Annotated in this window: 15 protein-coding genes and 1 pseudogene; 9 read left to right on the plus strand and 7 right to left on the minus strand. The window is 61.2% G+C overall.

Annotation, left to right across the window (positions count from 1 at the left end; all coding sequences use genetic code 11):
* Positions 1 to 242 precede the first annotated feature (242 nt).
* The 3 genes and pseudogenes from WDM24_RS23390 (at position 243) to WDM24_RS23400 (ending at position 3,101) form a co-directional block, all read left to right on the plus strand.
* Positions 243 to 1,210: pseudogene (locus WDM24_RS23390) on the plus strand (zinc-dependent alcohol dehydrogenase family protein).
* Positions 1,210 to 2,790: an AAA family ATPase gene (locus WDM24_RS23395; RefSeq protein ID WP_338827125.1), complete on the plus strand. Its 1,581-nt coding sequence runs from the start codon at positions 1,210 to 1,212 to the stop codon at positions 2,788 to 2,790. The pseudogene WDM24_RS23390 and the gene WDM24_RS23395 overlap by 1 nt, the downstream one beginning before the upstream one ends.
* Positions 2,791 to 2,858: 68 nt before the next feature.
* Positions 2,859 to 3,101, plus strand: coding sequence for a hypothetical protein (locus WDM24_RS23400; protein WP_338827127.1), 243 nt, complete (start codon positions 2,859 to 2,861; stop codon positions 3,099 to 3,101).
* A gap of 267 nt (positions 3,102 to 3,368) precedes the next feature.
* On the opposite strand, the gene WDM24_RS23405 is transcribed toward WDM24_RS23400, so the two are convergent.
* The 5 genes from WDM24_RS23405 to phbB form a co-directional block, all read right to left on the minus strand.
* Positions 3,369 to 3,539 carry a hypothetical protein gene (locus WDM24_RS23405; protein WP_338691707.1) on the minus strand — a complete coding sequence of 57 codons (171 nt, stop codon included), beginning with the start codon at positions 3,537 to 3,539 and terminating at the stop codon, positions 3,369 to 3,371.
* Between the two features lie 160 nt (positions 3,540 to 3,699).
* On the minus strand, positions 3,700 to 5,514 hold the full coding sequence (locus tag WDM24_RS23410; RefSeq protein ID WP_338827129.1) for a PHA/PHB synthase family protein: 1,815 nt from the start codon (positions 5,512 to 5,514) through the stop codon (positions 3,700 to 3,702).
* A gap of 88 nt (positions 5,515 to 5,602) precedes the next feature.
* On the minus strand, positions 5,603 to 5,962 hold the full coding sequence (locus WDM24_RS23415) for a hypothetical protein (RefSeq protein ID WP_338827131.1): 360 nt from the start codon (positions 5,960 to 5,962) through the stop codon (positions 5,603 to 5,605).
* Entirely contained in the window at positions 5,959 to 6,438 is a 480-nt protein-coding gene (locus tag WDM24_RS23420; RefSeq protein WP_338691709.1) for a CBS domain-containing protein, read from the minus strand. The genes WDM24_RS23415 and WDM24_RS23420 overlap by 4 nt, the downstream gene beginning before the upstream one ends.
* A 15-nt stretch (positions 6,439 to 6,453) precedes the next feature.
* Complete coding sequence (phbB, locus tag WDM24_RS23425) at positions 6,454 to 7,179, minus strand: acetoacetyl-CoA reductase (protein WP_338827134.1); 726 nt, start codon at positions 7,177 to 7,179, stop codon at positions 6,454 to 6,456.
* A gap of 162 nt (positions 7,180 to 7,341) precedes the next feature.
* Here phbB and WDM24_RS23430 point away from each other — a divergent pair, with 162 nt between their 5' ends.
* The 5 genes from WDM24_RS23430 to WDM24_RS23450 all read left to right on the plus strand — a co-directional run bounded on the left by WDM24_RS23430 (position 7,342) and on the right by WDM24_RS23450 (position 10,383).
* Complete coding sequence (locus tag WDM24_RS23430; RefSeq protein ID WP_338827136.1) at positions 7,342 to 8,178, plus strand: universal stress protein; 837 nt, start codon at positions 7,342 to 7,344, stop codon at positions 8,176 to 8,178.
* A 27-nt stretch (positions 8,179 to 8,205) separates the two neighbouring features.
* Positions 8,206 to 8,547, plus strand: a complete 342-nt coding sequence (locus WDM24_RS23435) for a c-type cytochrome (RefSeq protein ID WP_029084189.1) — start codon at positions 8,206 to 8,208, stop codon at positions 8,545 to 8,547.
* 62 nt (positions 8,548 to 8,609) lie between these two features.
* A complete protein-coding gene (locus WDM24_RS23440) occupies positions 8,610 to 9,332 on the plus strand; it encodes a CBS domain-containing protein (protein ID WP_338827137.1) in 723 nt (240 codons plus the stop codon).
* A 19-nt stretch (positions 9,333 to 9,351) separates the two neighbouring features.
* Positions 9,352 to 9,516, plus strand: a complete 165-nt coding sequence (locus WDM24_RS23445; RefSeq protein ID WP_338827138.1) for a hypothetical protein — start codon at positions 9,352 to 9,354, stop codon at positions 9,514 to 9,516.
* Positions 9,517 to 9,795: 279 nt separating this feature from the next.
* On the plus strand, positions 9,796 to 10,383 hold the full coding sequence (locus tag WDM24_RS23450) for a helix-turn-helix domain-containing protein (RefSeq protein WP_338827139.1): 588 nt from the start codon (positions 9,796 to 9,798) through the stop codon (positions 10,381 to 10,383).
* Positions 10,384 to 10,440: 57 nt separating this feature from the next.
* Here the strand turns inward: WDM24_RS23450 and WDM24_RS23455 are convergent, their stop codons facing one another.
* Positions 10,441 to 11,577, minus strand: a complete 1,137-nt coding sequence (locus WDM24_RS23455; protein ID WP_338827140.1) for an OpgC domain-containing protein — start codon at positions 11,575 to 11,577, stop codon at positions 10,441 to 10,443.
* 203 nt (positions 11,578 to 11,780) lie between these two features.
* Here WDM24_RS23455 and WDM24_RS23460 point away from each other — a divergent pair, with 203 nt between their 5' ends.
* The gene (locus WDM24_RS23460; RefSeq protein ID WP_338827141.1) at positions 11,781 to 12,512 is read left to right on the plus strand and encodes a CBS domain-containing protein; all 732 of its coding nucleotides are present in this window, start codon (positions 11,781 to 11,783) and stop codon (positions 12,510 to 12,512) included.
* 391 nt (positions 12,513 to 12,903) lie between these two features.
* Here WDM24_RS23460 and WDM24_RS23465 read toward each other — a convergent pair whose 3' ends face one another.
* On the minus strand, positions 12,904 to 13,089 hold the full coding sequence (locus tag WDM24_RS23465; protein ID WP_338691715.1) for a hypothetical protein: 186 nt from the start codon (positions 13,087 to 13,089) through the stop codon (positions 12,904 to 12,906).
* Positions 13,090 to 13,199: the final 110 nt, after the last annotated feature.

Raw genomic sequence — 13,199 nt, forward strand, 5'->3', positions numbered from 1 at the left:
CATTTCGCGGAGGCACCGCTGCCTGAGCAACTACCCCGCGAAGCGCTTACGCCACCGTCTTGATGTCGATCGCCGGTTCTGCTTGGCGGCCAGCCTCTTAACGGTGGTCTTGAGCAGGCCCTTTTGGGTCTTGATTGCGAAGCAAAGCTAATCCGGAAGAGCCAATCGGCCGTTGACCAGGATCAAAACGGAATCAAATGATGTGATCAAAGAATGGTCATCGAGCTAAGCGAGTTTCCGTTATGCACGCCATGATCTTGACCGCGCGCGGCGCGACGCTGCAACAAGTGCAACGGGTCCCGGCGAGGTCCGCGTGAAAATCAGCGCCTGCGGCGTTTGCCGCACCGATCTGCACGTCGTCAACGGAGAATTGCCAAACATTGCCTATCCGATCGTTCCCGGGCACGAAGTGGTCGGCCGCATCGACGCGATTGGTGACGGCGTAAGCGGCGCGCAGCTTGGTACGCGCGTTGGCGTTCCCTGGCTCGGGTCGACCTGCGGGCACTGCCCTTATTGCCGGGAGGGTAAGGAAAATCTCTGCGATGATCCACTGTTCACCGGTTATACGCGGGACGGCGGCTTTGCCACCCACCTGGTGACAGACGCGCGCTACTGCTTTCCGCTCGGTGAAGACGGCGAGGACGCGGAGCTTGCACCGCTGCTCTGCGCCGGCCTGATCGGCTGGCGCTCCCTGGTGATGGCTGGCGACGGCCGCAAACTCGGCATCTACGGTTTTGGCGCGGCGGGACATATCGTCGCACAAGTGGCGCGTTGGCAAGGGCGGGATGTGTACGCTTTGACCCGTGCGGGCGACACCGAGGCCCAGCACTTGGCTTTGTCGCTCGGCGCATGCTGGGCCGGCGCTTCGGGCGATCGACCGCCGGCCGAACTTGATGCCGCGATCATCTACGCACCCGCGGGGCCCCTCGTCCCGCTTGCATTGCGCGCGCTGCGCAAGGGCGGACGCGTGGTCTGCGCCGGCATCCACATGTCCGATATTCCGAGCTTTCCCTACAACATTCTCTGGGGTGAACGACAGATCATCTCCGTCGCCAACCTCACCCGACAGGATGGCGTCGACTTTCTCAGGATCGCGGCGAAGGCCGAAATCCGAACGCACGTCACCGTCTTCCCCTTGAATCAGGCGAACAAAGCGCTTGCGCGCCTGCGCGACGGCAAGCTGGTCGGCGCTGCTGTGCTGAGACCGTGATGACAGCGGAATCGCCTACCGACGCGGCCGCGGGTGAAGCCAGCCAGGACGCCGTATTGTCGTTTCTGGCCGGATCGGACCGACCGAACGTTGCCGTGCGGCGGATCGACACGCATTGTTCGAGCGTATTCCTGGAGCCGTCGCGCGCCCTGAAGATCAAGCGAGCGGTCAAGCTTCCTTACCTCGACTTCTCGACGTTGGAGAAGCGGCGGCGCGCTTGCGAAGATGAGATTGCCATCAACAAGCGCCACGCCCCCGCAATCTATCACAGGGCGGTCCCAATCACGCGCGGGCGCGAAGGTCTTGCGATCGGGGGGACCGGACCGGTTGTCGAATGGGCCGTCGAAATGGCTCGCTTCGACGAAAACAAGACGCTCGATCATCTTGCCGAGCAAGATGCAATCCGGCCGGAACTTGGCGAGAGACTGGCCGCCATCCTGCTCGAATCCCATCGGACCGCAACCGGACGCGAAGGATCCCCATGGCTTGCCTCGCTCCCTGTCATCATCGATCGCAATACGAAGCAGTTTTGCGCCGAGCCAGTTCTCTCCCGAGAGGAACTCGATAGATTGCACGAACTAAGTCATCAGGCCCTCGCACGCAACCTCGAACTGCTGCGCCGCCGCGCCGCCGCTGGACAGGTCCGGCACTGTCACGGCGATGCACATCTCGGCAACATCGTCCTGCTCGACGGCCGGCCCGTTCTATTCGATGCGATCGAGTTTGATCCGGTCATCGCGACAACCGACGTCCTTTATGACCTCGCGTTCCCCGTGATGGATCTGCTGTACTTCGGGAAAGAGCCGACAGCCAACAGACTGTTCAACAGCTACGTGCAAACCACTTGGGATGCACAGTCGAACGCGCTGTCGTTGCTGCCGCTGTTCCTGTCGATGCGCGCTCCAATACGCGCCAACGTGCTCTTCACCAAGCGGCGACAACACCAAAGCGACCAAACGATCACCGCCCACGCAAAACGGTATTTCCAGCTTGCACGCCGGCTCATTGAACCGGGGCCGTCCCGCCTGCTTGCAATTGGCGGGAAGTCCGGTACCGGCAAGAGCGTGCTTGCGCTCGACATGGCGTATCTGATCGTGCCACCTCCGGGCGCCCTGGTTCTGCGATCCGATGTCATTCGCAAGCAACTCAACCAGGTCACTGAACACACCACACTGCCGCCCGAGGCCTACACTCCCGAAGCATCTGACCGCGTCTACCAGGCCATGCTCGATCGTGCCGGCCACGCCGTGGCGCAAGGAATCTCAGTTATCCTCGACGCAGCATTCCTGCAGCAAGCCGAACGCGACGCCGCAAAAGCGGTTGCCCGCAGCGCCAAGGTCGAATTCAGCGGGATATTTCTGACTGCCAATGACGCCGCGCGGCTGCAACGTGTCGCATCGCGACGGCACGATGCCTCCGATGCGACGATCGACGTTGTCAACGCCCAAGCGACGATTGATACCGGCCACGTCGATTGGGAAATCGTGGACGCCTCCGGTTCGCCCGCCACGACTCTCCGCCGCAGCATGTCCTGTCTGCGAAATGCATCGTGCCCTTCCGGCGTGCGGACCGCCCCCTAAGGGAAGATCCGGAATTGGTCGAGCCGGCGAAGTCTGTCAGCATCCTTTCGCCAGAACAGGAGGATGCTATGAGCCGCGCACTGGGTCTTCTTTTTGCCGGAAGCGCCATCTCGACGGCGGCGCTTCTTCTATTCTACAACTGGTTCTTCCCCGACGCGATTCCGCTTGCCTCAACCGAGCCGCTTCTGGCTTGGCGATTTGAGGCGGCCTTTGTCGTATCGGCGGCAGCTTGGACCGCAGCCTTTATGGCAGCGGCGTCCGCGCTGTCGTTGCTGCTGATAGCCTTCACCGGTCGGGACGAAGGGCGCTAGAATACAGGCTTGGAATGCAAGATGAGTGCATTCGCTTAACTTGCCTTGACATCTGCTATGAATCGAGGGTCGACCTTGCAGGGCCGGCCCTCAATGCCTTCGCATGAAGTATCATCCGCAGGCTAGCGATCGGCCGCTGGGCTCGAAGCTGACGTTCAGCCTCGCCGACATAAGCCGATCCGGCGGCGCCGCCAAGCGCAACGGCTATGCAGGATTCAGCGAGCTGAGCGGCCATGTTGGAACGCCACCGCCACTCACACCGGAAGGTCACGCCTGCCGCCGCCACACACTCCAGAAAGCACCAACCATCAGAAGCCCGGTTACGAATAGGACGACGACGAACATTTGCATGATGTCGAAATTGAGAGTATCGCGCGCGACAAACAGCGCTGCGATGAACCCCGCTATTATGAAGAGAATTCGAATAATGAGACTCATGGCTCCCTCCTGCAGACGAGCGCGGCTCATTGACCCGCGACTTTTGCCCTGAAACACCGGGCCGACTCCTCAACCCTGCGGCGTCGCCGCTACCATAGAGACCGGACACCGGTGGCGCCTTGCGGCAGATCAAGCCCGTCCACGGCAACAACTGGCCGGCTCAATGCTGCAGGACGTACCGTCCTGGCGCATCGTCGAGCGGCGGCCCGCCCTGGGGCGCGTGAAGCGCCGACTGCGCCGGCTCCCAGGCTCCCGAATGCGCGATGAGGAAACGAACCCACTCCAGCCACCATGATTCGTCGCGATTCATCGCCTTCTGCAGCCACTCGTCGGGGCCGACATAGGGTTGATCCGCCCTCTTTTCCAGCAGCTGATAGCTGTGCCCCTCCTCCGACGGCGGAGCAACGATGCCGGCGTTGTGACCGCCGCTCGCCAGCACGAAGGCGATATCGGCATCAGCCAGCAGGTGAATCTTGTGAACCGACCGCCAGGGCGCGACGTGATCACGAACGGTGCCGACCACGAACATGGGGACGCGAAGGTCGGAGAGTGCCACCGGCTGCCCGTCCGCCAAATAACGGCCTTCGGCAAGGTCGTTGTTGAGAAACAGCTTGCGCAGATAGTCTGAATGCATCCGGTATGGCATGCGAGTCGCGTCCGCGTTCCATGACATCAGATCACTCGGTGCGGCGCGCTCGCCCATGAGATAGTCGCGGACCAGGCGCGACCAGATCATGTCGTTCGAGCGCAGCAACTGGAACGCACCGGCCATCTGCGCCGTCTCGAGGACGCCGCGCTGCCGCATCATATCCTCGAGGAACGCGACCTGGCTTTCATTGATGAAGAGCGTCAGCTCGCCAGCCTCGGTGAAATCAACCTGGGCTGCCAAGAGCGTCACCGAGCGCAGGCAGCCGGGCCGCTCCTTTTGCAGCCGAGCAGCCGCAATTGCGAGTACCGTCCCGCCAAGGCAGTAACCAGCCGCATGGATTGGACGTCCGGGACCAAGCTGATTGATGACGTCTATGGCGGCGTCGATCCCGAGCTTGCGATAGTGATCAAGACCAAGTTCGCGATCGGCCGGCCCGGGGTTGCGCCATGAGATCATGAACACCGTAAAGCCGCGTTGAACCAGGAAGCGCACGAGCGAATTTTGCGGCGAGAGATCGAGGATGTAATACTTCATGATCCACGCCGGCACCACAAGTATCGGTTCGGGGCAAACGGCGGCCGTCTCGGGGGCGTATTGGATGAGTTCGATCAGCTCATTCCGGTAGACAACCTTGCCCTTGGTAGCGGCAACCTCCTTGCCGACCACAAATGGGGCGGGTCCGGACGGCTTGGCGCTCAATAGGTCCCTGCAATCTTCCCGCCAGTTCTGCCAGCCCGACACGAAGTTGCCGCCACCTGAATCCATCGCCCGCTGCAGCACCTCGGGGTTGCTGAATGCAAAGTTGGACGGCGCCACGACATCGAGGCATTGGCGGACGGTGAAATCCACAATTGCCGCATTTCCCTTCGAGACGCCGTGCAGGCCGCTCGCCGCCGAATGCCACCACTGTTCGCCCAGCAGGAATGCCTGCGCCATGACGTTAAAGGCCGGTAATGTCCAATCCCGGCCGGCGAACCGGTTGTCACCCGGTTGAGGCTTGACCATGAACCAGGGCTGCCAGACAGCATGCGGCGTCGACACCATCCGCGCGAAGCGCGAGCCGTCAGCAACCGCGTTCAGCGCCAGCTTAAGCCGTTTGCCGGGTGAGGCCGCGAGATGGAGTTGCCAATCGGCGAATGCGAGCGCAAGGCTGGCCGGTGAAAGCCCCCCGGTCCATCGCGCCATTGCCGCGTGGACCAATTGGTCGATCGACTCGGCACCCGCTATTGCCTGGCTCTCGGATGGCACCGACGCAGGCGCTCTCGCAGTCGCCACATCGCCGTTAGCGGCAGATGTGGGCTGGTCGAGAACTGCATGGACTGTCATCGCTCGCCTCCTTACTCGAGCCGGATGGGCTCGGGCGCAAATCTATCTTTTCGACCTGGCAGCTGTTCAGACGCCGGGCCTTTGCCGCTCAGCCAAGGTGGAACCGCTTCCGACCCAGCGCCACGATCTCCGCGTCGGTCGGATGATCGCTCGGCTCAACATGCAACTGGAGGTCGGGCCGCTCCGCCCTAAGATACTGCGTCAGCTCGGCCTTCTCGATGCCTGGACCGAAACCGCTTACGGCCTCTCCCACCCTGGCAAGAAATGTCGCATCGGCCTGGACGAGACCATCGCCAGTATTCGTCTTATGATGCAGGTGCTGCGAAGCCAAATGCACATGGACGGCCGTCGCGCTGACGCCTGTCAACCCAATGCCGAAAACCTTCGCAACAAGGTGATCGATCCAAACGACGGCGTGCGCATGTGACTGCAGGGTCATCTCGCTCATGAAGTAACTCCAATGCTTTCTTTTTCTGCTTCTCTCAATCGGCGCGCCAATGCCGCAAGCAGTTCCCTGCGACTGATAATACCGACGACGGTTCCGGCGCCGAGCACCGGAATCTGGGCGACGTTGTAGATATCCATCTGCGCGACGACGTCCTCGATCGATGCCTCGACATCGACGGTGATCGGCGCGCCACTCATGAGCGAGCCGACCTGCAGCGTGCGCATGCGCTCGCGTTCAGGTGTATTCTCCGCAATGCCAAGCAAAGACTCCAGCCAGTTTCCTGATGGCGGGCTGATGCCAAGCTCATCGCGGTGGAGGAAATCGCCCTCCGAAACCATGCCGACGAGGTCGCCGGCGTCGTCGATCACTGGCAGGCCGCGCTGATCGGTTTCAAGCAGCAGCTCGACGGCATTGAGTACTGTGGCAGTCGGCTTGATCGTTGCGAACGAACTGCGCATCACATCGGTTGCGAGCATTGTCACGTCTCCCATTCACCACATATGCTGGCCGCCATTGATTGACAGCGTCGACCCGGTGATGAACCCTGCTTCGTCGGCAGCAAGAAAGGCGACGGCACGGGCGATCTCCTCCGGCTGCCCCAGCCGCCCGACCGGAATCTGCGGCAGAATAGAGTTCTGCATGACATCGGCCGGCACCGCAGCCAGCATCTCGGTGTTGATGTAACCGGGGCAGATTGCATTAACAGTGATCCCAAACCGCGCGCTTTCGAGCGCGAGCGCGCGGGTGAAGCCGAGCTCGGCGGCCTTCGCCGCGGCATAGTTCGTCTGGCCGATCTGGCCCTTCTGCCCATTGATCGACGAGATGTTGATGATCCGCCCGAACTTGCGCGCCCGCATGCCCTCGATGAGGGGCCGGCACATGTTGAACAATGAATCGAGATCGGTCCGGATCACCGCATCCCACTGCGGCTTGGTCATTCGATGCAGTGTGACGTCGCGCACGATACCGGCGTTGTTGACCAGGATGTCGATTGGGCCCAGCGCCGTCTCCACCTCGCGGACACCGGCTGCACAGGCCTCGTAGTTCGCGACATCCCACTGGAAAACGGGAATTCCGGTCTGATCCTGAAAAGACCACGCGGCTCCTGCATTCCTAGCATAGCAGGCCGCAACGCGGCATCCGGCAGCAGCGAGGGCGCGCGAAATCGCGGCCCCAATTCCCCTACTTCCACCCGTAACCAATGCGACGCGCGCCATGCCGGCTCCTCCAAGCTGGGGCACAACATTTGCGCGAAAAACACGCTCGATGAATTGATCTCGCTCAATCAGAATCCACGAACGCGCATGAGGCAGATCAAATTGGCCCGCCTCGACCGGTGCTTTGATGGCACTTGCTCTTACCTCTTTGGAGAACGGCCCATGTTCAAGAACATCTTGGTCCACATTCCGACGGATCTGTCGCCGCGCCCCGCAGTCGACGGATCGGTCTCGCTCGCGCTCAGCACCGGCGCGCATCTTGACGCGATGGCAATCGGCTATGAGACTGCCAGTGTCCCGATCGTAGTCGGGGGTGGAGTGGCCGTCGCCTCGCTGTTCGAGGTCGAACATGCACAGGCCCTGGAGCGCGCCGAGGCGGCGCTGCGCGTCTTCGACATCGAGGCTCGGAATGCAGGGATATCCTACGCGACCCGCGCCGTGGGCGCGCTCCCCATCGATGCTCGCGGGATCATCTGCGCGAGCGCGCGACTCCATGACCTGACCGTGGTAGTGCAGCCGCGCGGCGAATACGACAGCTACGACGACGTGATCCCGCGGGAGCTATTGTTCCAGAGCGGCGGTCCCGTCCTGTTCATGCCTTACACGTTCCACGGCGCATTTTCGGCGAAGCGAATCGGGATTTGCTGGGACGGCAGCCGGCTTGCTGCCCGCGCCCTCCATGACGCAATGCCGCTGTTGCACGCAGCCGATGCTCTCGCCGTCATCACTATCGGTGGTGCTGATCCGATTCCCTCAGAAAGCTCCACCGACCATCTGGTGCGTTATCTTGCAAAGGAGGGGCTTCCGGCCAAGATCACGTCGTTGCCGGCGTCCAAGTCAGAAGTTCAGTCGATCCTGCTGTCGATCGCGGCGGATGAGAGCCTCGACCTTCTGGTAATGGGTGGATACGGCCACTCCCGGCTGCAGGAAACCGTGCTCGGCGGCGTGACGCGCGATATGCTTCGTGCGATGACCGTCCCGGTCCTGATGTCTCATTAAACGCCAATCAACGTGAGGCATCCCGCCATGACGTTCCGGCATACTATTGGTTGCGGCCTCGTCATCGCCAGCGCGATCTGCGCCGCGCTGGCTCCAGCCGCCGCGGACCAGGAGCAAGGCCGTCGCCTTGCGCAGTTCTATTGCGCCCGCTGCCACGCGATCGATCGGGTGAGCCCCAGCCCGCTGAGGATAGCGCCGCCGTTCCGGACGCTGCACGAGCGCTATCCGGTCGAGATGCTGCAGGAAGCATTGGCGGAAGGAATCATCACTGGCCATCCGACCATGCCCCAATTCAGCTTCGATGCGGACCAAGTGGGCGACTTCATGCTGTTCTTGAAGTCTCTGGAGCGCGGCCAAGCAGTCCGTTGAGCCACGTCAATATGCAGGGCGCACAGAGCTTTAATATTTGATTTTCAACATGGAGGTCCGACATGCGCGCGCATCAGATCATGACCAAACATATCATCGCCGTCAGCCCGCACACGAAGATTCTGGACGCGGCCAACATCATGCTGCGATGTCACCTCAGCGGTCTGCCGGTGATGGACGAAGATGGTACGCTCAGGGGCATGATATCGGAGGGAGATTTCCTGCAGCGCGCCGAGATCGGAACAGGACACAAACGATCGGCCTGGCTCGAGCTTTTCACCGGGGTCAGCCGTACCGCGACCGATTTCGTGCACGAGCGCGGCCGTAAGGTCGAAGATGTCATGGCTACGAATCCGATCACCGTCGGCGAGCAGACGCCGCTCGACGAGATCGTGCATTTGATGCACAAGCATGGCGTGAAGCGGGTACCGGTTGTGAATGGCAAGACCATGGTTGGGATCGTCACCCGAGCAGACATCCTGCAAGCCGTCGCGTCGCTGGCGCGCGAAGTGCCTGACCCGACGGCCGATGATACCCATATCCGTGAACGAATCCTGCGCGAAATCAACGCCACCGGTTGGCGTCCCGCCGGCTTCCAGGTCTGGGTGCGCAACGGAGTCGTGCATCTGCACGGCCTGATCTTCGATGACCGCGCGCGCCAGGCCGCGATCGTGCTCGCCGAGAACACCTCGGGTGTCAAGGAGGTCCATGATCACCTCTGCTTCGTCGACGGCTATTCCGGCTACTATGTGGAATCGCCGGAAGACATCAAGGCGGCCGGCTGATCAGATCGAGGAGCCCAACATGGCAATGAGCACACTGCTTGTCGTCGCAGCCGTCTGTCTCCTCCTCTCGATCTTTGCGCTCGTGCTCGTCCTCACCGATCGCAGCACGACGCGCTGGCGTCAGGAACAAGACGAGAATCGAGCCACCACACGCGCTGCCTATCCCGACAAGAACGGGACCTAGCGTCGCTTTTCGCCCCGCGCGCCGAGACACTGACATCTCGGCGTACGAACACCGTCTATTCCTCTGTATCTCCTGGACTTACGTACAGATACGTAAGTGGCTTCTACTTAGGGGAAATATCCAAATTTCCCAATCCAGGAGATGCGATCAATCTGCCTCCATCGATCTTCCCATCCATGGAGCGTCGCCATGCAAACCCAAAACGCTATTTCTCGCGAGAACAGCCGTCACCCGACCAGCATCCTCGCCCGACAGGCGCATGTCGAAAAGCCGTTTGGCATGATCGGGGCGCCGATGCGGTTCGCACGCAACAGCGAGATTTACGGCGAGGAGGAGGCTGCGGAATACCTCTACCAGGTCGTCTCCGGTGCCGTCCGCACCTACAAGATCCTGGAAGACGGACGCCGCCAGATTGGCGCGTTCTATCTGCCCGGAGATATCTTCGGCTTCGAGGCCGGTGAAAGCCATATCTCCTCGGCCGAGGCCGTCTGCGAGACGCGGGTCGTCGTCGTAAAACGCGCCGCCCTCATGGCCCGCGCCGCGCACGAAAAGGATCTGGCGGGACAGCTGTGGGACGCGACGGCGCAGGAGCTGCGCCGGTTTCAACAGCATCTGATGCTCCTGATCTGTAGCGCCGAAGAGCGTGTCGTCGGCTTCCTGCATGACATGGCGCGCCGCGCCACCAAGAATGCCGCCGTCGAGCTTCCGATGTCGCGACAGGACATCGCCGACTATCTTGGCCTTACGATCGAAACGGTCTCGCGCACCTTTACCCAGCTCGAGCGGAACGGCGTAATTTCTCTTCCGACTGCGCGCCGGGTCGAGTTGCGAAACTGCGTGAAGCTGAATCGGCTCATGGTGGCATAAGCGGCAAGATTGATTGTCTCCTACAGGCGATCGCGGGACAGAGACGAGAAGCATCTCTTACAGCAGTTTCGGATGTTGCCGGCTTCGTTTGCCGATCCAGGCCATGCATGTGGCAAACAGGACGAGCGCCGCGACCCCTGTGGCGCTCACCACGAACTGCGCCGCGATGCTGTCGGATACTTCAACGAGATACCAACTTGCCAGCAGGGAAAGCACGACGGCTGCGCAGTAGGTTTCGAGCGAACGCTCGCCGCAGTGAATCAGGCCGACCATAGTAAATCCCCGCCAATTCGGTGGCACGAACTTCGCCACGACGATGGCAATGGCCAGGAAATGCAGGAGCCGCAAAGGGTCCAGATCCGGCTTGTCGATCGGATAAATTAACCGCGTAATATAGCCTGGAATCGCGGCTGCCAATGGCTCGACCTCCCAGCTCAATGTGATCATGAGGCCAAAGCCGAGATACGCTGTCGCGAGTAAAACGACCGGCCACGACACGATTTTTGGCCAAAACATCCGATAGCCCCGGATCGCCCACCACGCCCCAAGGACGACCAGGAATTGCCAAGCAAGCGGATTGAAATACCACTGATTGACAGGCCACTCCGGCAAGTTCCAGCCGTACAATTGGACCAGCGTATAGATGGACGCGGAGGTCAGCAGGGACGCATTGGGAAACTTCAGTATTCCCCAGAGGGCGGGAGCAAACGATAGATGGAAGAGCACAAAGGTCGGCAGAACATCCGTGTTCATCGGGCGATACATCAGGATGGCAGCATGGGTCAGTGCGGCACCCGGCTGTTGCAACAGAATCTTCACGTTGGCTTCGCCCGCGAATCGATCGCTGCCCGAGGCGTGCACGACCACGACGAGCGTAATAGTCAGGATGAGAAAGGCCGCATAGATCTCCCAGCCTCGCAGCAGCGTATGCGCGAAGACTGCCCACCACCCCTCGCGACGGCGGACAGCGCCGTAGCTCAGCGCGCAGGTCACGCCGGACACGAACATGAAGACTTCAGCCGCATCGCTGAAGCCATAGTGCCGCAGGGTCAACCAGCTGAAGACATTGTTGGGGATGTGATCGAGGAAGATGCACCAGAGAGCAATGCCTCGGCATACATCGAGCCGGAGATCGCGCCCCAAGGCCAGGCCGTCGCCTCTCCCCGGGTCTTGACGGGAGTTCTTGTCGTTCAAGCGAGCGGTCAGGCTGTCAGGAACCATAGGCGGTTACCAGCTGTCGGCGTCATTCCGGCCCGGCGCCCGCCGCGCCGGCGGCATATCAGCGTGATTAGACGACCGCTTGGTTGATAAGGATCAACGCACCTCATTGTTTCCGGGAGTTAGCTGAACGTGTCAGCGCCATTGGGAGGAATTTCGCCGTGCACGTACGGGAGATCATGTCACGGAACGTCATCACAATCGACGCTGACGCATCGGTGATCGACGCTATCAAGACGATGCTGTCCCATGGCGTCAGTGGCCTTCCGGTCACCGATCGGGATGGAGTGCTAGTCGGAATCCTGTCAGAAGGAGATTTCATCCGACGCGTGGAAGTCGGGACGGAAAGGCGCCGCGGCCGCTGGCTTGCGATGCTTGCAGGCGCGAACCAGGTCGCACTCGACTTCGCCCGCCAACACGGCCGCAAGGTTAGTCAGATCATGTCGCCCAGTCCGATCACGGTCGAGGAGGACACACCGCTTGAACAGGTCGTCCAACTCATGGAATCGCACGGCGTCACACGATTTCCTGTGATGCGCGATAAAAGGCTGGTCGGGATGGTCACGCGCACTGACTTCATCACCGCCATCGCGAACCTCCGCCTCGATCGGCCTTCCGCTTCCGCCAACGACGACCAGATCCGCGCGTCGGTTATTGCCGCACTGGCGCGTGCGCCTTGGCGGCCCAACGCGCTGAATGTCAGCGTGCATGACGGGGTCGTAGGCTTGCGCGGCGGCATCCGGAGCGACAACGCCCGCAAAGCCGCTGTCATCGCCGCGGAGAACGTTGCCGGCGTGAAGCGGGTCGAGGATCAGCTCTCGAAAGTCCCGCCGCCAGAGGAGGACTATGGCGGCGGTGACTTTGTCTCGCTGCAGGAGGAGCCCTCGACGGAAGACGATCAGCCATTATAGCACTCGTGCTGCCTGACTGGCACTGCCGTCTACACTACGTCGGTACAGCGAGCACTTGGCTCAGGCCTTGCCTGAAGAAATCGGCTCCCGATGGATCTCCCTACCCGGCTCATCGATGACCGCGACATAATGATCGACGGATGCGGTCGGATTCTCATGTCGGATCTTGCTCGCCGTTTGCTTGCTGTGTGTGATCACAGCTGTATCGGCTTGCGAACTCCAGTCCGATCCGATCACAGACCGGGACACCATCCTTCGGGCCGAAGTAATAGGTTGCCATCGGGAGCTTCGCGGGACCCGCGTGCCTGCGATCAAACAGTTGAAGCTGCCAGCTATTGGCAACCGGCAAGTTCAGGGAAACGAATGACGAAGGAGCCGACCTTGGTCCAGGTCAATCGGCCTTGCGATCCTCTTTCGCGTTATGCGGCGCAATCTGCCTCGCCTCCTCATCCGCCAGCAGCTTGTGCACGATCTTGCGCTCCCCGTCCGTAAGCCGCGGATCAGCGAGCTTCTTCCTGAACAAGGCCAGGTTCTTGTTGTGAACAAACTGCTCCATGGGACGGTCTTCTGCTCCCATTCACGTACAGGGTCCGTCATCCTAGCTGTGCGTACGCAGGGTAACAAGTGACGGGCGCTGTCCGATCCCGGCGTGGCCGCCCCTTGAAGCGGGTTTGCGAGCCTGACCAA

Origin of the sequence: Bradyrhizobium sp. 27S5 (assembly GCF_037217225.1) — a bacterium.
Lineage (GTDB): Bacteria > Pseudomonadota > Alphaproteobacteria > Rhizobiales > Xanthobacteraceae > Bradyrhizobium > Bradyrhizobium septentrionale.

Excerpts from the sequence above, each read along its gene's own strand:
- WDM24_RS23430 (WP_338827136.1), top strand. The coding sequence starts at position 7,342 with ATGTTCAAGAACATCTTGGTCCACATTCCGACGGATCTGTCGCCGCGC.
- WDM24_RS23395 (WP_338827125.1), top strand. The coding sequence starts at position 1,210 with ATGACAGCGGAATCGCCTACCGACGCGGCCGCGGGTGAAGCCAGCCAG.
- WDM24_RS23460 (WP_338827141.1), top strand. The coding sequence starts at position 11,781 with ATGTCACGGAACGTCATCACAATCGACGCTGACGCATCGGTGATCGAC.
- phbB (WP_338827134.1), bottom strand. The coding sequence starts at position 7,179 with ATGGCGCGCGTCGCATTGGTTACGGGTGGAAGTAGGGGAATTGGGGCC.
- WDM24_RS23450 (WP_338827139.1), top strand. The coding sequence starts at position 9,796 with ATGATCGGGGCGCCGATGCGGTTCGCACGCAACAGCGAGATTTACGGC.
- WDM24_RS23445 (WP_338827138.1), top strand. The coding sequence starts at position 9,352 with ATGGCAATGAGCACACTGCTTGTCGTCGCAGCCGTCTGTCTCCTCCTC.
- WDM24_RS23405 (WP_338691707.1), bottom strand. The coding sequence starts at position 3,539 with ATGAGTCTCATTATTCGAATTCTCTTCATAATAGCGGGGTTCATCGCA.
- WDM24_RS23435 (WP_029084189.1), top strand. The coding sequence starts at position 8,206 with ATGACGTTCCGGCATACTATTGGTTGCGGCCTCGTCATCGCCAGCGCG.
- WDM24_RS23465 (WP_338691715.1), bottom strand. The coding sequence starts at position 13,089 with ATGGGAGCAGAAGACCGTCCCATGGAGCAGTTTGTTCACAACAAGAAC.
- WDM24_RS23400 (WP_338827127.1), top strand. The coding sequence starts at position 2,859 with ATGAGCCGCGCACTGGGTCTTCTTTTTGCCGGAAGCGCCATCTCGACG.
- WDM24_RS23420 (WP_338691709.1), bottom strand. The coding sequence starts at position 6,438 with ATGCTCGCAACCGATGTGATGCGCAGTTCGTTCGCAACGATCAAGCCG.
- WDM24_RS23410 (WP_338827129.1), bottom strand. The coding sequence starts at position 5,514 with ATGACAGTCCATGCAGTTCTCGACCAGCCCACATCTGCCGCTAACGGC.
- WDM24_RS23440 (WP_338827137.1), top strand. The coding sequence starts at position 8,610 with ATGCGCGCGCATCAGATCATGACCAAACATATCATCGCCGTCAGCCCG.
- WDM24_RS23415 (WP_338827131.1), bottom strand. The coding sequence starts at position 5,962 with ATGAGCGAGATGACCCTGCAGTCACATGCGCACGCCGTCGTTTGGATC.